The sequence below is a fragment of the Halolamina rubra genome, assembly GCF_000739555.1.
GTDB classification, from domain to species: Archaea; Halobacteriota; Halobacteria; order Halobacteriales; family Haloferacaceae; genus Halolamina; species Halolamina rubra.
The window spans coordinates 40,082-58,625 of record NZ_BBJN01000002.1; the positions used below are offsets into that span (position 1 = coordinate 40,082).

19 protein-coding genes are annotated in these 18,544 nt (G+C 70.1%); 13 read left to right on the forward strand and 6 right to left on the reverse strand.

What is annotated here, in order from left to right; translation table 11 throughout:
* The first annotated feature begins 168 nt into the window (after nucleotides 1-168).
* On the forward strand, nucleotides 169-1,134 hold the full coding sequence (locus ACP95_RS00250; RefSeq protein WP_049979282.1) for an NOG1 family protein: 966 nt from the start codon (nucleotides 169-171) through the stop codon (nucleotides 1,132-1,134).
* Here the strand turns inward: ACP95_RS00250 and ACP95_RS15040 are convergent.
* Nucleotides 1,032-2,477: a TIGR00341 family protein gene (locus ACP95_RS15040; RefSeq protein WP_237560365.1), complete on the reverse strand. Its 1,446-nt coding sequence runs from the start codon at nucleotides 2,475-2,477 to the stop codon at nucleotides 1,032-1,034. The two genes, ACP95_RS00250 and ACP95_RS15040, sit on opposite strands and share 103 nt — an antisense overlap.
* 126 nt (nucleotides 2,478-2,603) lie before the next feature.
* On the opposite strand from ACP95_RS15040, the gene engB reads away from it, so the two are divergent.
* The 3 genes from engB to mutL are packed head-to-tail and all read left to right on the forward strand — an operon-like array spanning nucleotide 2,604 to nucleotide 7,577.
* A complete protein-coding gene (gene engB, locus ACP95_RS00260; RefSeq protein ID WP_049979284.1) occupies nucleotides 2,604-3,227 on the forward strand; it encodes a GTP-binding protein EngB in 624 nt (207 codons plus the stop codon).
* Between the two features lie 40 nt (nucleotides 3,228-3,267).
* Entirely contained in the window at nucleotides 3,268-5,913 is a 2,646-nt protein-coding gene (gene mutS, locus ACP95_RS00265; RefSeq protein ID WP_049979285.1) for a DNA mismatch repair protein MutS, read from the forward strand.
* The gene (gene mutL / locus ACP95_RS00270; RefSeq protein ID WP_049979286.1) at nucleotides 5,910-7,577 is read left to right on the forward strand and encodes a DNA mismatch repair endonuclease MutL; all 1,668 of its coding nucleotides are present in this window, start codon (nucleotides 5,910-5,912) and stop codon (nucleotides 7,575-7,577) included. The genes mutS and mutL overlap by 4 nt, the downstream gene beginning before the upstream one ends.
* Before the next feature lie 70 nt (nucleotides 7,578-7,647).
* Here mutL and ACP95_RS00275 read toward each other — a convergent pair whose 3' ends face one another.
* Nucleotides 7,648-7,935 (reverse strand): DUF7573 domain-containing protein, encoded by a 288-nt coding sequence (locus tag ACP95_RS00275; protein WP_049979287.1) that lies wholly within the window; start codon nucleotides 7,933-7,935, stop codon nucleotides 7,648-7,650.
* Between the two features lie 83 nt (nucleotides 7,936-8,018).
* Here ACP95_RS00275 and ACP95_RS00280 point away from each other — a divergent pair, with 83 nt between their 5' ends.
* From ACP95_RS00280 to ACP95_RS15420, 5 genes are all read left to right on the forward strand, one after another.
* Entirely contained in the window at nucleotides 8,019-8,513 is a 495-nt protein-coding gene (locus ACP95_RS00280) for a DUF7529 family protein (protein ID WP_049979288.1), read from the forward strand.
* 74 nt (nucleotides 8,514-8,587) lie between these two features.
* Complete coding sequence (locus ACP95_RS00285) at nucleotides 8,588-8,983, forward strand: 30S ribosomal protein S6e (protein WP_049979289.1); 396 nt, start codon at nucleotides 8,588-8,590, stop codon at nucleotides 8,981-8,983.
* Nucleotides 8,984-9,001: 18 nt separating this feature from the next.
* Entirely contained in the window at nucleotides 9,002-9,433 is a 432-nt protein-coding gene (locus ACP95_RS00290) for a DUF7112 family protein (RefSeq protein ID WP_049979290.1), read from the forward strand.
* A gap of 49 nt (nucleotides 9,434-9,482) precedes the next feature.
* Nucleotides 9,483-9,917 carry a DUF5807 family protein gene (locus tag ACP95_RS00295; protein ID WP_049979291.1) on the forward strand — a complete coding sequence of 145 codons (435 nt, stop codon included), beginning with the start codon at nucleotides 9,483-9,485 and terminating at the stop codon, nucleotides 9,915-9,917.
* Nucleotides 9,918-9,995: 78 nt separating this feature from the next.
* Nucleotides 9,996-10,157 carry a hypothetical protein gene (locus ACP95_RS15420; RefSeq protein ID WP_154018385.1) on the forward strand — a complete coding sequence of 54 codons (162 nt, stop codon included), beginning with the start codon at nucleotides 9,996-9,998 and terminating at the stop codon, nucleotides 10,155-10,157.
* A 55-nt stretch (nucleotides 10,158-10,212) separates the two neighbouring features.
* Here the strand turns inward: ACP95_RS15420 and ACP95_RS00300 are convergent, their stop codons facing one another.
* Nucleotides 10,213-11,409, reverse strand: a complete 1,197-nt coding sequence (locus ACP95_RS00300; protein WP_049979292.1) for a DHH family phosphoesterase — start codon at nucleotides 11,407-11,409, stop codon at nucleotides 10,213-10,215.
* A gap of 46 nt (nucleotides 11,410-11,455) precedes the next feature.
* Nucleotides 11,456-11,926: a universal stress protein gene (locus ACP95_RS00305; protein ID WP_049979293.1), complete on the reverse strand. Its 471-nt coding sequence runs from the start codon at nucleotides 11,924-11,926 to the stop codon at nucleotides 11,456-11,458.
* Nucleotides 11,927-12,024: 98 nt separating this feature from the next.
* Here ACP95_RS00305 and ACP95_RS00310 point away from each other — a divergent pair, with 98 nt between their 5' ends.
* The gene (locus tag ACP95_RS00310; protein ID WP_049979294.1) at nucleotides 12,025-13,311 is read left to right on the forward strand and encodes a hypothetical protein; all 1,287 of its coding nucleotides are present in this window, start codon (nucleotides 12,025-12,027) and stop codon (nucleotides 13,309-13,311) included.
* Nucleotides 13,312-13,407: 96 nt separating this feature from the next.
* On the forward strand, nucleotides 13,408-14,130 hold the full coding sequence (locus ACP95_RS00315; RefSeq protein ID WP_154018386.1) for a CPBP family intramembrane glutamic endopeptidase: 723 nt from the start codon (nucleotides 13,408-13,410) through the stop codon (nucleotides 14,128-14,130).
* Nucleotides 14,131-14,133: 3 nt separating this feature from the next.
* On the opposite strand, the gene ACP95_RS00320 is transcribed toward ACP95_RS00315, so the two are convergent.
* Nucleotides 14,134-14,592, reverse strand: coding sequence for an NOB1 family endonuclease (locus ACP95_RS00320; RefSeq protein WP_049979296.1), 459 nt, complete (start codon nucleotides 14,590-14,592; stop codon nucleotides 14,134-14,136).
* A complete protein-coding gene (locus ACP95_RS00325) occupies nucleotides 14,593-14,838 on the reverse strand; it encodes a PRC-barrel domain-containing protein (RefSeq protein WP_049979297.1) in 246 nt (81 codons plus the stop codon). It lies immediately after the preceding gene.
* A 143-nt stretch (nucleotides 14,839-14,981) separates the two neighbouring features.
* On the opposite strand from ACP95_RS00325, the gene infB reads away from it, so the two are divergent.
* Both infB and ACP95_RS00335 read left to right on the forward strand, forming a co-directional pair.
* Nucleotides 14,982-16,793 (forward strand): translation initiation factor IF-2, encoded by a 1,812-nt coding sequence (infB, locus tag ACP95_RS00330; protein WP_049979298.1) that lies wholly within the window; start codon nucleotides 14,982-14,984, stop codon nucleotides 16,791-16,793.
* Nucleotides 16,794-17,130: 337 nt separating this feature from the next.
* Nucleotides 17,131-18,345: a hypothetical protein gene (locus tag ACP95_RS00335; protein ID WP_154018387.1), complete on the forward strand. Its 1,215-nt coding sequence runs from the start codon at nucleotides 17,131-17,133 to the stop codon at nucleotides 18,343-18,345.
* Nucleotides 18,346-18,544: the final 199 nt, after the last annotated feature.

An 18,544-nucleotide genomic window follows, 5' to 3' on the forward strand; every position in this document is an offset into this window, starting at 1 on the left:
GGTTTAACGGCGGTGTCTGTAGTGTAAAATCGTGATAGATACGGTGTTTCTTTGTCTCGTCGTCGGCGACCGATGTGGCGTCGTCGACGCCCGGGCCTGGCGGGCGCGGGCGACCGTTCACCGAACGGACGCGTTTTTACGCGCTGGGCGGCTACGCTCCCGTAATCAATGACTTTCGAAGATCTCCCGACCACGCCCCGGTCGGAGGAGCTCCTCGACAAGGCGTTCTCCCGGGCCGCCCGGACCGGACGCGCCAAGGAGCCCTACGAGGCCCAGGAGGCCATGCTGCGCACCGCCGGGAACATCCTCTCGGACAACCTCCAGAACGTCGCGACCGCGTGGCCGGACTTCGACTACGTCGACCCGTTCTACTACGAGCTCGCCGACGCCATCGTCGACGTGGACCGCCTCCGGCAGGCGCTGAGCGAGGTGACCTGGGCCGGCAACCAGATCGAGGAGCTGCGCGACGAGTACGCCTCGAAGATCCGGAACAGCGACACCGAGACGGCGAAGAAACACCGCAAGCAGGCGTTCGCCCGGATGGCCGACATCATGGACGAGATCGAGGACGACCTGCTCGCCGTCGGCGAGGCCCGTGACGAGCTGAAGACGCTGCCGGACATCCGCCCCGACGAGCCCGCGATCGTCGTCGCCGGCTACCCCAACGTGGGGAAGTCCTCGTTCGTCAACGAGGTCACCAACGCGCGCAACGCGATCGAGTCCTACCCGTTCACGACGACGGCGGTTCACGTCGGCCACTTCGAGCACGACCGGATCCGCTACCAGATCGTCGACACGCCGGGGCTGCTCGACCGCCCCGAGGACGAGCGCAACGACATCGAGGCCCAGGCCGTCTCCGCGCTGCGTCACCTCGCCGACGCCGTGCTGTTCGTCGTCGACGCCTCCGGCCAGTGCGGCTACCCGCTGCCGGCCCAGCTCGAGCTGCGGGACGAGCTCGCTGGGCAGTTCGACGCGCCGATGGTCACCGTCTGCAACAAGTCCGACGTGTCGACCGACGTCGACGCCGACGCCTACATGAGCGTGACCGAGGGCGAGAACGTCGACGACGTGCTCGACACGGTGGTCGCGGCCGTCGACTGGACGCCGGACATCCCGCCGTCGCGGAACGCCTGAGCCGTCGACGCGCCGGCCGCCGAGTCCTCGCCCGCGGTATCGACGGCGACGTAGCGCACCGACACCGCGACGCCCTCCCCGCTCCCCAGCCCCAGTGGCCCGTTCTCGATGGCGCCGATCCGCGCGGCCAGCCGCTCGGCCAGCGCCGGCGGCTCCTCCCCCGGCGGGTAGCCGACCGTCACCACCACGCGTTGGGGGCTCCGGAACGGGAACGCCGTCCCGGCCTCGACCTCGAAGTCGACCAGCGACAGCGACGGTTCGCCAGCGAGCAGCGACGCTGTCTCCGCCCGGGCGTCGTCGGCGAACGCCGCGCGCTGGCTGGAGGCGTACGTCGCCCCCGCGAGCACGCTCGACAGCACCAGTATCGTCACCGCGAGCGCGCCGATGCGTTTGGCGGTGTCCTGGCGGGCCTCGCCCACGTCGAACCAGTCCTCGGGCTGGTACCCCTGGTACCAGAACGTCGCCAGCGCGACGAGGTTGATCGAGAGGAAGTTCACCGCCACCAGCACCGCCGAGCCGACGACCGCCTCCGGCCGCCCCCACGCGATCCCGATCCCGACGACCGCGGTCGGCGGCACCAGCGCCGCGGCGATCATCACGCCCACGAGCGCCGAGGAGATCCCCGAGGAGAGCGAGAGCGCGCCCGCGATCCCGGCCGCGAGCGCGACGACCAGCGAGGGGACCCCCGGCGAGAGTCGCTCGCGCACCTCGCCGATGGCGAACACCTCGCTCACGCCGAGGGGGACGATGTTGCCGAAGCGTAACAGCCCCGCGAAGGCGGCGGCGCTGCCGACCGCCAGCACGGCGCCGACGGCTTGGAGCTTGATCCCCCGGACGAACAGCTCCTGGTCGTCGACGACCGAGCCGACGCTGGTCGCCATCGCCGGCCCGATCAGCGGCGCGATCACCATCGAGCCGACGACGACCGCGGGCGAGTCGATCAGCAGCCCGGCTGTCGCGACGACGGCGCTGATCGCGGTCATCACCACGAACGGCACCCAGTCCGGCGCCAGATCCGACGCCCGGGTGACCAGCTCGTCGCGGGCGATGCGTTCGCCCTCCTCCCCCTCGGTCCACTCCTTCTCCAACTGTTCGTAGCGCTCGGAGACCACCGTCTCGGCGTCGAGCACCACCGTGTAGGCGTCGCGGTCGATCCCGGTCTCCTCCCTGAGCTGGTCCAACACCGGCTCGACGGCGTTGGTCGGGAGCGGGAACGACACCAGCCCGGTGTAGCGCCGGCCGCTGGTCTCGTCCGAGAGCGCGTAGTCGATCCCGTTGTCGTCCAGCACCGAGAGCACGGCCTCGCGCTTCCCGGCGGGGATCATCACCTGTACGAGTCGCACGGCTGTGTCTCTCGGGGACCGGGCAAATAGCCGGCGGTGGCGCCGACCATCGAGATTCGATATCGCTGTATGTGGTTTACACTGTAACCCGTGAGCGTTAACCCCGCGAACCGGCTACGGTCGGGCATGCCTTTCGAGAACCGGCCGGACCGCGGGGACGAGGTCGTCCTCGTCGGCCGGTCGAACGTCGGGAAGTCGACCCTGATGCGGGAGCTGACGGGCCACAGCTTCGACACCGGGGGGAAGCCCGGCGTCACTCGCCAGCCGAACCACTACGACTGGGCCGGCCCGGACTTCATGTTCACCGACCTGCCGGGGTTCGGCTTCATGTCCGGGGTCGAGGAGGGGAAACGCGAGCAGATCAAGACCGACGTGGTGCGCTACGTCGAGGACAACGCCGAGAACATCCTCGCGGGCGTGCTGGTCGTCGACGGCAAAGCCGTCATCGACATCATCGACCGCCACCGCGGGAACGGCGAGATCCCCCACGACGTGGAGATGTTCCAGTTCCTGCAGGACGTGGGGATCGACCCCATCGTCGCGGTGAACAAGATGGACAAGGTCGACGACCGCGACGACCGGCTGGACGAGCTCTGCGATCGACTCGGGCTGTTCCCGCCGTGGCAGCAGTACCGGGAGACGATCTGTCCGATCACCGCGAAGACGGGCTCGATCGAACCGCTGGAGGACGCGCTGGCCCGACGGTTCCGCGACGCCAAGCGGGACGAGCTGCTGCAGTTCGTCAGCTGAGCGCGTAACGCTCTTCCGCCTCGGCCCCCCTCCTTCGGCCATGTCTGCGGTCACCGGGCCCCCGCCGGAGCTCGACGAGCGCCGTGACGAGCTCACGCCGATGCTCCAGCAGTACGTCGACCGCTGCCGGGAGCACGACGACGCGCTCGTGCTGTTCCGGGTTGGGGATTTCTACAAGACGTTCTGCGGCATCGCCGAGGAGGTCGCCCGGATCTGCGAGCTCACGCTGATCGAGCGCGAGGACTCGACTGGCACGTACACCGCGGCGGGGATCCCCGTCGACAACGCCGCCGAGTACGTCGAGCGCCTGCTCGACGCCGGCCACCGGATCGCCATCGCCGACCAGGTCGAGGACCCCAGCGAGACCAACGGGATCGTCGAGCGCGCGGTCACCCAGATCGTCACCCCCGGCACGGTCGTCGACGACGAACTGCTCTCGCCGGACTCGACGTACGTCGCGGCGGTCGTCGGGAGCGACGCCGACGACGCCGACTTCGCGGTCGCCAGCGTCGACGTGTCGACGGGCGAGTGTCGGGTCGCCGGCGCCACCGACCGCGCGAGCGCCCAGGAGGAGGTCGCCCGCGTGGGGCCCGCGGAGCTGCTCGCGGGCCCGGGTGCGCCCGACGTCGACCCGGACTGCCCCGTCACCGACTGGGACGACGCCGCGTTCGACGCCGGCGCGGCCGCCGACACCCTCGACGCCTACGCCGACCCGGGTCGCTTCTCGACCGTCGAGACCCGCGCCGTCGGCGGGCTGCTCGCGTACGCCGAGTACACGCAGGGCGACGACGGCCCGCTCGCGTACGTCTCGCGGGTGCAGCGCTACGACCCCGCGGACTGCCTACGGCTGGACGCCGCCGCGCTCCGGAGCCTCGAACTGTTCGAGAACCGCGCGGGCGGCGAGCGCGACGGCGACACGCTGTTCGAGCGCGTCGACGAGACCGTCTGCGCGCTGGGGCGCCGCCGGCTCTCGTCGTGGCTCCGCCGGCCGCTGGTCGACCGCCGGGCGATCGAGGCCCGGCTCGACGCCGTCGACGAACTCTCGACGCGCACGCTGCTGCGGGAGGAGCTGCGCGACGAACTGGGTGCGGCGTACGACCTCGAACGGCTCGTCTCCCGGGTGTCGCGGGAGCGGGCGAACGCGCGTGACCTGCGCTCCGTGGCGGGGACGCTCGCGATCGTCCCCGACCTGAAGGACGCGCTCGAGGACGCCGATTCCGACCGGCTCCGGCGCCTCAGCGACGACCTCGACGAGCTCCGGGAGACCCGGGAGCTGATCGAGCGCGCGATCGCCGAGGACCCGCCCCAGGAGATCACCGAGGGCGGGGTGATCCGCGACGGGTTCGACGACGAGCTCGACGAGGTCCGGCGCACCGAACGCGAGGGGCGGGCGTGGGTCGCCGACCTCGAGGAGCAGGAGCGCGAGCGGACCGGGATCGACAACCTCGAAGTCGGCCACAACCAGGTCCACGGCTACTACATCGAGGTGACCGACAGCCACCTCGACGAGGTGCCCGAGGAGTACCGCCGGCGACAGACGCTGAAGAACTCGGAGCGCTTCGTCACGCCCGAGCTCCGCCGGCGCGAGGACGAGATCCTCGGCGCCGCCGAGCGCGCCGACGCGCTGGAGTACGAGATCTTCTGTGCGGTCCGCGCGGAGGTCGCCGACGCCGCCGACCGCCTGCAGGCGCTGGCCGACGATCTCGCGGATCTCGACGCGCTGCTCTCGCTGTCGACCGTCGCCGTGGGGCCGGAGTTCTGCCGGCCAACGTTCCACGACGGCGACGAGCCGCTCGCGATCGAGGCCGGGCGCCACCCTGTCGTCGCGGCGGCCCAGGAGGAGTTCGTCCCCAACGACGCCGACCTGCCCGCGGGCAGCGTCGCGCTGATCACCGGCCCCAACATGAGCGGGAAGTCGACGTACATGCGCCAGGTCGGGCTGATCTGCGTGCTCGCGCAGGCGGGCGGGTTCGTCCCCGCGGAGTCGGCGAGCCTCCCCGTCCTCGATCGCGTGTTCACCCGCGTCGGCGCCAGCGACGACATCGCGGGCGGCCAGTCGACGTTCATGCGGGAGATGAGCGAGCTCACGGACATCCTCCACGACGCCACCGAGGACTCCCTCGTCCTCCTCGACGAGGTCGGGCGCGGCACCTCGACCGCCGACGGGCTCGCGATCGCCCGCGCCGCAACGGAGTTCCTCCACGACGAGGTCGGCGCCAGGACGCTGTTCGCGACTCACTACCACGACCTGACCGCGCTGGCCGACGAGCGCGAGCGCGTGTTCAACCTGCACTTCACCGCGATCCGGGACGGTGACGACGTGACCTTCCTCCACCGCGTCGACGAGGGGCCGTCCTCCTCCTCCTACGGCGTCGAGGTCGCGCGGATGGCCGGCGTTCCCGAACCGGTCGTCGAGCGTTCGCGGGAGCTGGTCGAGGGCGACGCGGCCGCCACGGACGCCGCCCCGGACGCGGCGCAGGCGGCGACCGACGGCGCCGGCGTCGACGCCGCCGAGGGGGGCGACTCCTCGCCGCCGCCGGGCCAGCAGACGCTGCCCGGGGTCGAACCGGACGACGACCTCGACGCGATCGCGGCCGAACTCCGCGAGCTCGACCTCGCCCGGACGACGCCGATCGAGGCGCTGAACCGCCTGCAGGCGCTGCAGGACCGCGTCACCGACGAATGAGCGACGCCACCGACCCGCCGACGGTCGCGCGCCTCGACGAGGCGACGGTCGACCGGATCGCCGCCGGCGAGGTGGTCACCCGGCCCGCGCGGGTCGTGGGCGAGCTGCTGGACAACGCGCTCGACGCCGGCGCCGAGGCGATCCGGGTCGAGATCGACGGCGACGGCACCGAACGGATCCGCGTCGCCGACGACGGCCACGGGATGGGCCGGCGGGACGCCCGGCGGGCGATCGAGCGCCACGCGACCAGCAAGCTCCGGGACGCCGCCGACCTCCCCGAGACCACGAGCCTGGGCTTCCGGGGCGAAGCGCTCCCGAGCATCGCCGACGCGGCCCGGCTCGAACTGGTCACCAGCGACGGCAGCGAGCCGGGGACGCGGCTGACCGTCGACGGCGACGACGTGCAGGTCAGCGACGCCGGGCGGGCCCGCGGGACGACGGTGACCGTCCGGGACCTGTTCGCCGACCGCCCGGCGCGCCGCGAGGCGCTGGGTGGCGGGGGCGCGGAGTTCGCGAAGGTGTCCGCGCTGGTCGCGCGCTACGCGCTGACTCGCCCGGACGTGTCGTTCTCGCTGGCTCACGACGGCCGCGAGCTGTTCGAGACGCCCGGAAGCGGCGCCTCCGAGGACGCGCTGGCGGCGGTGTACGACCGCCACGTCGCCGCACGGGCGACCACCTTCACCCACGAGACGACGCTCTCGGGCGGCGAGTTCGACGGCGCCGCGATCGGCGTCGAGGGGGTGCTCGTCTCCCCGTCGACGACGCGCGCGGACCGCTCGCACCTCCGGACCGCGATCAACGACCGCCCGGTCGTCGACGAGGGGGTCCGGCGCGCTGTCGAGCGCGGCTACGGCACGCTGCTCCCGGACGGCCGCCACCCGATCGCGGTCGTCTCGGTCTCGATCCCGCCCGCGAGCGTCGACGCGAACGTCCACCCCGCGAAGGCCGAGGTCGCGCTCTCGGTCCGCGACGCCGTCGAGGCGGCGGTCGAGACGGGCGTGAGCGACGCGCTCACCACCGCCGACCTCCGGCGCTCGGGCGAGGTGGCGATGGGGCTCGAGGAGTCGCTGGCGCCGAAGGCAGAGGAGTCCGCGCTCGCCGAGGCCGAGGTGCTCGGGCAGTTCCGGGACACGTACGTCCTCTGTGCGGAGGGCGACGACCTGCTCGTCGTCGACCAGCACGCGGCCCACGAGCGGGTGAACTTCGAGCGCCTGCGGGCCGCGGTCGCGGGCGAGTCGGTCGAGCGGGCCGAGCTCTCGCCGCCGGAGACGGTGTCGCTTGCCCCCGCGGAGGCGGCCGTCGTCGAGGAGCACGCCGACGCGCTCGCGGCGCTGGGGTTCGACGCCGAGTCGTTCGGCGGCACGACGGCGAAGCTCTCGACGGTGCCGGCGCCGATGGGGCGGCCGGCCGACGCCGGGGCGTTCCGGGAGACGCTGGCGGCGCTGGCCGGCGGCGACGACCCCGCCGACGCCCGCGAGTCGGCGCTGGCGGAGCTGGCCTGTCACCCGTCGCTCAAAGCCGGCGACGCGCTCGAGACGGCGGAAGCGCAGGCGCTCGTGGAGCGGCTGGGGCAGTGCGAGCAGCCGTTCGCCTGCCCGCACGGCCGGCCGACGGTGCTCAGCGTGAGCGAGGAGACCCTCGCTGCAGGGTTCGAACGGGAGTAGGCCACGACCCGGCAGTCGCTCCGGGACGACGGGCAGGCCCCCGTCGCCGGTCGCGCGCCGGGGTCGCGTTTCACCACTCCTTGCAGTCCGGACAGACCAGCGCGTCGGGGTCGAGATCGGGGGCGTCGGCGGCGCCGCCCTCGCCGGCGTGCCAGCGCGTCTCGACAGTCTCGCCGCAGGCGTCGCACTCGGCGCCGTCGGGCGTCGACGTGTACGTGTACGTCGGCGTCTCGGTCGCGTCGGCGTCGGGTTCGTCGCGCTCGAGTTCGTCGATCTCGCTGTCGCCCGCCCCTGCCTCGTCGTCCGCTTCCCCGGCGTCGCCGCCCGCGAAATCCGTGAGGCTGGCGTCGTCGCTCATGGGCCGAGGTGGGGCCGGCGGGGGCTTAGCGTTGGCGTCCCGCAAGCGAACGCTTTTCACCCCTGACGGGCCGAGAGGCGGGCATGGACCCCGGACACCCGCTGCAGGGCATGACCGACCTCTGGGACGACACCGTCGAGGACATGGAGGCCACCGCGGCCGAACTGCGGGAGGAGGGCTGGGAGACCGTCGAGCTCCACCCCGGCGCGGTGACGCCGCTGCCGCGGCTGGAGACCGAGGACGGCTACGAGGACGACCGCACGGGGTTCGACGTGCTCGTGCCGGGCAACGAGTTCTCCGCGGTGCAGGACGCCGTCGACGGCGCCGAGTACGACGAGTACGAGGCGTACAACGCCCAGGCCAACGGCGTCGTGTTCGCGGTCGTCGTGATGAAGGCCGCCGACGCCGGCCGGGCGGTGCTGGTCCCCATCTACTACCGCGCCGACGAGGCGGTCGAGACCGTCCAGCGCATCGAGGCCGCCGGCGAGAGCCGGCTGTTCGTCCGGCCGCTCGACGACAGCGAGCGCGTGCTGTTCGTCCAGCAGCAGCCAGAAGCGCTGCTGCCGGGCGAGGAGTAACGCCGCGTTCGGTCGGCCCCTGCCGGAACGGGCGGTTTCGACGTGTTTTTCAGCCGCGGCCCTGATTTTCGCGTATGGCCGAACTCAAGCTCGTCGTGTCGGACCCCGACACGGGCAACACGTACCAGACGGAGGTCGACGGACAGGACGCCAACCGGTTCCTCGGGCGATCGCTGGGCGAGGAGGTCGACGGCGACGTCGTCGGGCTCTCGGAGTCGACGCTGAAGCTCACCGGCGGCTCGGACGCCGCCGGCCGACCGATGCGGGAGGACGTCCCCGGCTCCAACCTCAAGCAGCTGCTGCTCGAGGGCGGCGTCGGCTTCAACCCCGAGAAGGACGGCGAGCGTCGGCGCATCACGGTCCGCGGCGCCGAGTTCAGCGAGGAGAGCGCGCAGGTCAACGCCAGCGTCGTCGGCGACGAGGACGTCGCCGCCGCCTTCGGCGAGGGCGACGAAGAAGACGCCGAGTAAGTTCTCTCCCAGTTCTCGATGGCCGACCGGATCCCCAGCGACCACGCCAGCGTTCGCACCGAACGGGCCGAGGTGGCCCGCAGCGGCGGCACGAGCCGGCCCTGTCTCCACCTTCCCGGAGATCTGGATCTCGACGCCGGCGCGTTCGTCCGGCTCGTGATGGACGGCGACGAGTACCACGCCGAGGTGCGCGAGCACCGGTCGGGGTTCCTGCTCCGCGGTGCCTACGACCTCAAGAGCGAGGCCCGCGACCCCGGCCGGGCCGAGAACCGGCTCGTCGAGTGGCTGCAGGCCCAGAACCGCGAGCCGGGCGACCCCGTCGAGATCGACGAGATCGAGGCCGGCGAGCGCTACGGGCTGCGGCTCCCGGGCGAGCGGACGTTCTACCGCGACGCCAGCGGCCCCGGTGGATCGCTGCAGGATATCGCGAGCGATCTGGACGGCGACTGAGCCGAGCGGAACGCGGTCGCTTTTTCCCGGAGAAGCGCCTCCGGCCCGTATGAGCAAACTCTCGGAGTTCCTCGCGGGCGAGCGCCTGGAGGACGTGGCGCTGTTCCTCGCCGAGGACCAGCTGGACGAGGCGGGCAAACTCGCAGAGGCCGGCGAGGCGGTCGACGGCGGCGTCGTGCTCGTGCGCCCGGGCGAGCAGGGCCGGAAGCTGTTCAGCGCCGGCACCGGGCAGGACGCGATGGAGTTCGCGAAGGAGGCGATGGGCGAGGGCGGCAGCGTCGACGCCGACCTCGCGGGCGGTGACTGCCCCGCCGGCGACGGCGACGAGCACGAGGTCCGGTACGTGTTCGCGTTCGCGGAGGCCGAGAACCCCGAAGTGGGCGGCATGTACGCCGACGGCGACGTGATCCACGCCTACGCGAAGTGTGCCTGCGGGGAGTCGTACTCCGAGAAGTGGGTGGTCGGGAGTCGGTCCGGGGAGTAACCCCTCGCCCGTTCCCAGTTCCACGGAATCGCCGCGCCTTCCTTTTCCCGTCGGCGCCTACGTCGAAGTAGAGGGACAATGGCTCTCACAGCACTCGAAGCCGAGTTCTTCGGAGAACCGCTGACGCCAGCCGAGCGTGTCCTCGCCGGGATCCCGGCGATCATCGGCGTCGTGGGACACCTCCTCCTCGCCAGCACGGCCGTGCTGCTGCTGTACGTGCTGGTGACGGCTGGCGCCTGAGAACCGGACACCCTCCCCGCCGTTTTCACGGGACCCGCCGAGAGTCGTCGCCGCGCTACGCCTCGACCAGTTCCTCGAACGCCCGCCGGATCACGGTCCGTGCGGCCTGCCCCTCAGTGGTCCAGTGCTGGGCCATGTCCAGCATGTCGTCGTAGATCTCCGGCTTACAGCCGGCGGCCTTCGGGTGGCCGCCGCCGTTGACCTGGCCGGCGACCTCGTGGCAGCGCTCGAACCCCTCGGAGCCGCGGATCGACGCGCTGCCGGAGGGTTTGACGATCACCGCGGCGTCGCAGCCGTCCTCCCGCAGCGCCTCGGCGACCTCGTTCTGCGAGCAGCGACCGTACGTGAAGCCGACGGTCCAGTCGCCGATCTGTCGCTCGTTCGCCCGCGACACCGCGGCCTCGATGCGCTGCTCCTTCTCCACGCGGCGGTGCGCGACGTACTTGAGCACCGTCTCCGGGAGCGCCGCGCCGTACTCGCCGACGATCGTCGCGTACTCCTCCGGCCCGCTCCAGTAGGCGTAGTCCGCGAGGTCGTCGCTGCGTTCGTCCTGCTTGAGCCAGAGGTCGTGGTCCCGGGTGACCTCGGCGAGCTCGGCGTAGCGCTCGTCGAACGCGTAGTCGAGCGAGCGCAGCGCCACGTCGGTCGTACACTCCTCCTCGCTGTCGCCGATCACGAGGTCGACGCCGGCGTCGCGGATCTGCCGTTCGAGCGCCTCGTCCCACTGGTGGTGGTCGAACCACCGCACCCCGCCGCCGAGTTCGACCAGCGTCTCCAGGTCCTCGGCGACGTACTCGTAGCTGTCCGGGCAGATGTCGCAGACGTAGATGTCCGTCCCCGCCTCCGCGTACTCGGCGACGAGCTCCAGCGACTCCTCGATGTCCCCCGGGCCGGAGGCCACCAGCGCGACCGTCGATCGCTCGTGGGGCTCGGGCTCGTCGTCCTCCTCGTCCGCCTCAGCCTGGTCCTCGTCCGCCTCGGGTTCCTCGTCTGCCATCGCCTCGGCCAGCGCCTCCTCGAACGGCGCCACGTCGAGCGCGGCGTCGCGGGCCTCGCGGATCAGCGCGACACAGCCCAGCCCGTCGGCGTCGGAGTCGGTGATCACGACCGCCTCGGCGCCGTCGACGGCCTCGGCGACGCGCTCCTCGGTGCGGTCCTCGTCCAGCGAGTCGGGGTAGAAGAAGCCCTTCCCGGGCAGCAGCGAGCGGCGGTGTAGCGAGAGGTCGTCGACCTCGATGAGTTCGTCGTCCATACGGGATCGACGCCCAGCCGGGGTAAAAGAACCGTGGAACCGTCCGCTACGCCGTCGTTTCGGCGTCCTGCCCGCCCGTCTGGGTCTCGGCTTCGCCCTCGAGCTGGCGGACGGTCAGCACCGGCACCGGGCAGCGCCGCACGACGCTCTCGGCGACGCCGCCGATGAGGTAGCGGTTCTCGCCGTGGCGCCCGCGGGTGCCGGTGGCGACCACGTCGGCGCCGACCTCGCGGGCGTAGTCGGAGATCGTCGCGGCCGGCCGCCCCTCGCGGACCGCCGTGGTGACCGGCTGCTCGGCGCGCGTGGCGACCGCGGCGACTGCGTCCTCGCCGTCGTCGCGGAGCCCCTCGCGGAGCTCCGCCCGGACGCTCTCGGGCGAGGACTCGACCTCCCCCTCGTCGACGACGAACAGCGCGTGCACGTCGGCGTCGAACCGCTCGGCGAAGTCGAGCGCCACGTCGACCGCCCGCTGGACGCTGGCGGAGCCGTCGGTCGCGATGACGATGGTGTCGAACATGGGTGTAGGTTCGGGCCTGGGGGCATAACTCCGACGGGCCCGCACTGGGGCGTCGCGCTCTCAGAAGCTACTTCCCCGTACCGACCACTCACACGACCATGCGCACCGACATCGGCAACGCGCTGGGCGGGGAGCCGGCCCTGACCCGCGACGCCCTCGACGAACTGGACGCCGACGTGGCCGCGGCCCACGAGCGGATCGCCGCCGGGATGGGGAACGACGAGTTCGGCTACGCCGCGCTCAACCTGCCCGAGACGGCCGACCCCGACCGGATCCGGAGCGCGGTCGCCCCCTTCGCCGACAGCGAGGCGGTGCTCACGGTCGGCATCGGCGGCAGCGCCCTCGGCGCGGCGACGCTCGCGAACGCGCTTTCGAGCGACGTCGACGCGTACTTCCTCGACAACGTCGACCCCGAGCACACGAGCTGCCTGCTCGACAGCCTCGACCTCTCCCGGACCGCCGTCAACGTCGTCTCGAACTCCGGCACGACCGCGGAGACGCTGTCGAACTTCCTCGTCGTCCGCGAGGCGATGGAGCGGGCGGGCGTCGACTGGACCGAGCGGACGTTCGTCACGACGGGGCCGGAGGGGAACCTCCGGAACCTCGCCGAGAAGCACGGTCTGCCCGCCCTCGACGTGCCCGCGGGCGTCCCGGGTCGGTTCTCGGTGCTCTCGACGGTCGGGCTCGCCGTCGCGGCGATCCAGGGTCACGATATCGACGCCGTGCTCGCCGGCGCCGCCGACGAGCGCGACCGGCTCGCGGGCTCGCTGTACGACTCGCCCGCCTACGCCTACGGCGCCACCACGTACGCGCTGGCCGAGCGCGGCGCCGTCACGAACGCGTTCATGCCCTACGCCGAATCGCTGGAGACGTTCGCCGAGTGGTTCGCTCAGCTCTGGGCCGAGAGCCTCGGGAAGGACGGGCGGGGACAGACCCCGGCCCGCGCGCTGGGCGCGACCGACCAGCACTCACAGCTCCAGCTCTACCGCGCCGGCCCGCGGGACAAGCTCGTGACCCTCGTGCGCCCGACCGAGCGCGCGGACCGCGGGATTCCCGAGACCGACCTCGAGGGGCTCTCCTACCTCGGCGGCCAGTCGCTCGGCACGCTGCTGGACGCCGAGTTCGAGGCGACGGAGGCGAGCCTCACGGCTGCGGACTGCCCGAATATCCGGCTCGAGATCGACCGCGTCGACGAGCGCGGCCTCGGCGAGCTGCTGTTCGGGATGGAGGCCGCCTGCGTCTGCTACGGCGAGCTCGCGGACCTCTCGACGTTCACCCAGCCCGCCGTGGAGTGGGGGAAGCGGGCCGCCCGCGGCCTGCTCGGCGGCGGCGAGTTCGCGGAGGCCGAGGCAGTGCGCGGGAAGGACCGGCTGGTCGTGGAGTAGGGCGTCGACGCCCCGCGGGACGGCGTGGGGAGGTGCTCGACTGCCTCGCCGCCCCCGACCGTCACCGATTTGCCGCCCGGGCCGCTGGCTCCGGTAATGAGCCAGCCCGCAGAGCCATCGGCGATGGGGTCGAAAGCCCTCCGGACGTTCCAGGCGCTGGTGCTGTTCGTCGCGGCGATCGTCGGCGGCGCCGTCGGCACCTCGCTGTGGGCCGGCGCCGCGCCGGCGCTGGGCGTCGCCGAGGGGACGACCGCCTACGAGATCGCCGAGACCGTCGCGCAGTTCGCGGGGCTGGTGGCGCCGGTCGGGCTGTTCGTCGCCGCCGCGGGCGATCGCGAACTGCTCTCGTGGGGGCGGCCCGACGCCCGGCAGGCGGCGATCGCGGTGGGCGCCGTCGTCGCGCTCTACCTCGGCCAGATCGCGCTGCTCAGCGCGTTCTCGCTGATCGACGTGTCCCCGTCACAGAACCCCGCGGTCGACCCGTCGGGGCGGCAGGCGACGTACTTCCTGCTGATGATCCCCCTCTCGCTGCTGGTCGTCGGGCCCGCGGAGGAGCTCCTCGTGCGTGGCGGGATCCAGGGGCTGCTGACGCGGGCGTGGGGGCCGTGGCCCGGCATCGTCGGCGCGAGCGCGCTGTTCGGCTCGCTGCACTACATCGGCGGCGGCACCGGCGCGCTGGCGTACGTGGCGTTCTCGTTCCTGCTGGGCTGTCTGCTGGGCTACCTGTACGAGCGAACCGGGAACCTGTTCGTGCCGATGGTCGCCCACGGCGGCTACAACGCGATCATCTACGCGGTCCAGTACGTAACGTTCGGCTGAGAATCAGGCGGGGTTCTTCCGGGAGAGGTCGCTGCCGCAGATGGGGCAGCGCTCGCGGTCCTCGTCGAACTCGCGGCCACAGCCCGCACACTGGAACTTCCAGTCGCGCTCCTCCTCGATCCCCTCGCGGGCGATCACCTGCACGTCGATGTCGAGCTTCTCGGCGACGTTCTGCATCGCGTAGTCGTCGGTGACGAGCGTCGCGTCGAGCTCGAACGCCGTCGCGAGCAGGCGCGTGTCGGTGTCGGAGATCTCGTCGGCGTCGCCGGTCTCGCCGGCGGCGCGGCGCACGCGGTCGACCGTCTCCTCGGCCGGGAGGTGGAGCTCCATCCCCGCGCCCTCCATCGCGTCGAAGCGGTACTCGTTACCGCCCTCGAGCTCCTCCTTGACGAGCGGGATCGACACCTGCTCGTCGTCGGTGTGGTACTCGTGGATGAACGCCGAGGTGTCGAGGACCTGCATCTATCGCTGGATGACGATGTAGTCCTTCACGGCCTGCACCCGGGAGACTGGCACCCGGAACCGACCGCCCTCGTCGCGCTCGAAGTTGATCTTGCCGCGCGGGGTGTCCTCGTTGGGCGAGACCAGCAGGTCGTGGAGTTCGCCGGTCTTGAGGTCCATCGTGATGTTGTACAGCATGCCGAGCTCGGTGCCGTCCGAGCCCATGACTGCCTTCCCCGAGAGGTTCTCGGCGAGTATGTCGGCCATACGGCCCTACACAGGCCGTGGCGTGATAAACGCCACGGGGGCGCCGTCGGCGGCGGCGCCGACGACAGCCGGCGGAGAGTCGAAACAGGTAACTGGCGCCCGCGACTCGCTTCAGTCAAGAGACGTTCTCTCGGTGATTTTCGATGCCTGACGCCAACAACGCCGACGCCAGCGCCGACCCGGGCTCGCTCCGGACACCCATCGTCGCCGTGCTCGGTCACGTCGACCACGGGAAGACGAGTTTGCTCGACAAGATCCGCGGCTCGGCCGTCAGCGAGGGCGAGGCCGGCGCCATCACCCAGCACATCGGCGCCACCGCCGTCCCCTTGGACACGGTGTCGTCGATGGCCGGCGAGCTCGTGATGGCCGACGACTTCGACCTCCCGGGCCTGCTGTTCATCGACACGCCGGGCCACCACTCGTTCTCGACGCTGCGGGCCCGCGGGGGCGCGCTCGCGGACATCGCCGTCCTCGTCGTCGACGTGAACGACGGGTTCCAGCCCCAGACTGAGGAGGCGCTGGACATCCTCCAGCGCACGGGGACCCCGTTCGTCGTCGCCGCGAACAAGATCGACACGACGCCGGGCTGGAACCCCAACCCGGAGGCGCCGGTCCAGCAGACGTACGAGGACCAGACCGACCGCGCCCGCCAGCGGCTCGACGAGAACCTGTACGAGATCATCGGCCAGCTCTCGGACGCGGGGTTCTCGGCGGATCTCTACTGGCGCGTCCAGAACTTCCAGAACAACATCGGCGTCGTCCCGATCTCGGCGATGACCGGCGAGGGGGTCCCGGACCTGCTCGCGGTGCTGATGGGGCTCTCCCAGCGCTACATGAAGGAGGAGATGGAGATCGACCTCACGGGCCCCGGGAAGGGGACCGTCCTCGAGGTGAAAGACGAGAAGGGGTTCGGCGCCACGCTGGACGTGGTGCTGTACGACGGCACCGTCGAGGAGGGCGACCGCATCGTCGTCGGCGGCGTCGAGGGGCCGATCGTCACGGAGGTCCGCGCGCTCCTGCGCCCGCGGGCGCTCTCGGAGATCCGCACGGAGGCGGAGTTCGAGCGCCTCGACTCCGTGCAGGCCGCCTCGGGCGTGAAGCTCGCGGCGCCGGATCTCGACGACGCGATGGCCGGCGCGCCGGTCCGCGTGGTCAGGGGCCGGCATCTGGAGAAGGTGATCGAGGAGGTCGAGCAGGAGCTCTCCGAAATCGAGGTCGACACCGAGGAGGAGGGCGTCGTCGTCAAGGCCGACACGCTCGGCAGCCTGGAGGCGATGGCGAACGCGCTCCGGGAGTCGGAGATCCCCATCCTCCGGGCGGAGGTCGGCGACGTGGCGCCGCGGGACGTGGCGGTCGCCAGCACCGCCAACGAGGCCGAGCACCGCGTCATCCTCGGCTTCAACGTCGAGGTGCTCCCCGACGCCGAGCGCGAGCTCGACCAGCAGGGCGTGCGGCTGTTCAACGACGACGTGATCTACCAGCTGGTGGAGGAGTACGAGGCGTTCGTCGAGGAGCGCGAGCGCGAACAGCAGGAGACGGTGCTGGACAAGATCCACCGCCCCGCGCGGTTCCGCATCCTGGAGGACCACACGTTCCGGCAGAACAACCCCGCGGTCGTCGGCGTCGAGATCCTCGCCGGCACGATCGAGAACAACCGCCGGGTCGCGAAGTTCGAGAACGGCGAGTCGACCCGGGTGGGCGAACTCTCGGGGATGCAGGAGCAGGGCGAGGACGTCGACGAGGCCCGCGCCGGCAGCCGCGTCAGCGTCGCCATCGACGGCCCGACGGTGGGCCGGGACATCGAGGAGGGCGACGAGCTCTGGATCGACCTGCCGGAGAAGCACGCGAAGATCCTGGAGCAGGAGCTGAAAGAGGAGATCCCGGCGGACGAGCGCGAGGCGCTGAACGCGTACCTGGAGAAGATGCGGAAACGCGATCCGTTCTGGGGGAAGTGACGCTCATCGGTTCTGTTGCATTCTTTCGGCCGGTGGTCGGTATGTTGTGGTTTGGCAAGTACAGTTCAAACAGTTCCCAATCTCGGAATGGACGTGATTGATAGCTGTTAATATAGTTATATTGATAAATATGATCAGGTGGCAATTCGGATTATGTCACAATAACTGATGTGATTCTTCAAATACAGCGATTACTCAATTGGTAACTATAGCATATAGAAGTGGTAAATAACCATATGATGTCTGCGGTGTATTGACATTTTCAGAGCTCATACACGACACTGGGACGAATTTCTCAGCCGTCGGGATACGATGCTCTGAACTTCTGGTAATTACCATGACAGACGAGGAATCCAACAAGGAGTGTAGTATAAACCGGCGAACTATACTGAAAAGCACGGGGGCAGCCTCTGGTGCAGCGTTCGTCGGAGCGTCGTTCAGTGGCGTGGGCGCAGCGCAGGGACACGGGGGACCCTGCCACAAAGACTTCGAATGTGACGAAGGTGGAACCTACGTCAAATTCGAGTTCGTTATTGAGACGGACGAAGACGGGAACACCACCGATTGTTACTTTGAGGAGGAGACGGACACTGGACTCGTCGAGATAACGGACTGGGACAGCAAAGACGGGGAGGAATGCGAGCCAGTCTCCGTCGAATGGGAGGCAGACGGATACGTCGCGACGACGGTAATGGCCTTCGGCGGTAACGACTGTGACACAGTGGGCGATCCGGGTACCGGCTACACGTCGGGTCTCGAGAACAACGGCGGGAACACAGCTGCGATCAGCAACCTTCAGTTCTGCCTCGAAGAGACGCCGTTCCCGGAATGCCCGTTCTATGGCACCTCTCGGGAGGATCCGACGTCCATCGTCAGCATTAGCTACGATCCGGACGCCGACGAGATTACTGAGACAGTAGTTGGTGACATCCCAGACGACTTCGATAACAGCAACTACCCCAACGGGCTGGCCTTCGACGACGATAACGACGTCTGGTACTTCGCAGAGGAAAACGGCGTCCTCAAGACGATGAACGAGGACGGCGCACTCGGCATCGAGACCTACGGCGTCATCACCCCGGGCGACGAACCCGTTGCCGGAGCGACCTTCCACGATGGGCTCTACTACTACATTCCGAATGGCGGCGATGAGCTCTGGACGGCCGACATTAGCAGCGGTTCGGTCAGCAGTTCCACGTTTGCCGGTCTGAACTGGTCCGACATCGGACTCGGAGACCTCGCCGTCGACGAGGACGAGATGCTCTACGTGAGCACCACCAGTTCGAATATCGGGTCGATCTTCTTTAGCGTCGATCTGAACGACACGTCCGATCAGCAGTTGATCGTGCAGGACAACGCGGGCTCGACGGAGTTCGCCACGGGCAAGCAGCTTGCTTTCGAGAATGATACCCTCTGGGCCCATGCGGCAGGCGGTGGCCAGTGGTACACGGTCGACCTGACTGACGGCACCCTGAGCGACCCCGTCGCGACGACCAGGGAATACACTGACTTGGCTTCGTGCGGCGAAGCCGAGTGGGAGGTCGAAGAGTAGCCCGGGACCCGGCAGATCAGCCACCGGGGGTGATCACCTCCCGGATCCTCTATCGGTGGTCTCGCGAGGCTTGGAACCGCGCCGAATAAATGGCTGTTCCGCTCGGTACCGGCCCTCAATCTGCTCCTTCGAGTTGATCGTACCGATTATCTCTATTCAGTGCCCGTGACGTTCGTGCCGAGTGAAATGCTGTAATATG

What these genes read in the sequence shown, in the direction of transcription:
- ACP95_RS00250 (WP_049979282.1), top strand. Translation starts at nt 169, where the DNA reads ATGACTTTCGAAGATCTCCCGACCACGCCCCGGTCGGAGGAGCTCCTC.
- engB (WP_049979284.1), top strand. Translation starts at nt 2,604, where the DNA reads ATGCCTTTCGAGAACCGGCCGGACCGCGGGGACGAGGTCGTCCTCGTC.
- mutS (WP_049979285.1), top strand. Translation starts at nt 3,268, where the DNA reads ATGTCTGCGGTCACCGGGCCCCCGCCGGAGCTCGACGAGCGCCGTGAC.
- mutL (WP_049979286.1), top strand. Translation starts at nt 5,910, where the DNA reads ATGAGCGACGCCACCGACCCGCCGACGGTCGCGCGCCTCGACGAGGCG.
- ACP95_RS00275 (WP_049979287.1), bottom strand. Translation starts at nt 7,935, where the DNA reads ATGAGCGACGACGCCAGCCTCACGGATTTCGCGGGCGGCGACGCCGGG.
- ACP95_RS00280 (WP_049979288.1), top strand. Translation starts at nt 8,019, where the DNA reads ATGGACCCCGGACACCCGCTGCAGGGCATGACCGACCTCTGGGACGAC.
- ACP95_RS00285 (WP_049979289.1), top strand. Translation starts at nt 8,588, where the DNA reads ATGGCCGAACTCAAGCTCGTCGTGTCGGACCCCGACACGGGCAACACG.
- ACP95_RS00290 (WP_049979290.1), top strand. Translation starts at nt 9,002, where the DNA reads ATGGCCGACCGGATCCCCAGCGACCACGCCAGCGTTCGCACCGAACGG.
- ACP95_RS00295 (WP_049979291.1), top strand. Translation starts at nt 9,483, where the DNA reads ATGAGCAAACTCTCGGAGTTCCTCGCGGGCGAGCGCCTGGAGGACGTG.
- ACP95_RS15420 (WP_154018385.1), top strand. Translation starts at nt 9,996, where the DNA reads ATGGCTCTCACAGCACTCGAAGCCGAGTTCTTCGGAGAACCGCTGACG.
- ACP95_RS00300 (WP_049979292.1), bottom strand. Translation starts at nt 11,409, where the DNA reads ATGGACGACGAACTCATCGAGGTCGACGACCTCTCGCTACACCGCCGC.
- ACP95_RS00305 (WP_049979293.1), bottom strand. Translation starts at nt 11,926, where the DNA reads ATGTTCGACACCATCGTCATCGCGACCGACGGCTCCGCCAGCGTCCAG.
- ACP95_RS00310 (WP_049979294.1), top strand. Translation starts at nt 12,025, where the DNA reads ATGCGCACCGACATCGGCAACGCGCTGGGCGGGGAGCCGGCCCTGACC.
- ACP95_RS00315 (WP_154018386.1), top strand. Translation starts at nt 13,408, where the DNA reads ATGAGCCAGCCCGCAGAGCCATCGGCGATGGGGTCGAAAGCCCTCCGG.
- ACP95_RS00320 (WP_049979296.1), bottom strand. Translation starts at nt 14,592, where the DNA reads ATGCAGGTCCTCGACACCTCGGCGTTCATCCACGAGTACCACACCGAC.
- ACP95_RS00325 (WP_049979297.1), bottom strand. Translation starts at nt 14,838, where the DNA reads ATGGCCGACATACTCGCCGAGAACCTCTCGGGGAAGGCAGTCATGGGC.
- infB (WP_049979298.1), top strand. Translation starts at nt 14,982, where the DNA reads ATGCCTGACGCCAACAACGCCGACGCCAGCGCCGACCCGGGCTCGCTC.
- ACP95_RS00335 (WP_154018387.1), top strand. Translation starts at nt 17,131, where the DNA reads ATGACAGACGAGGAATCCAACAAGGAGTGTAGTATAAACCGGCGAACT.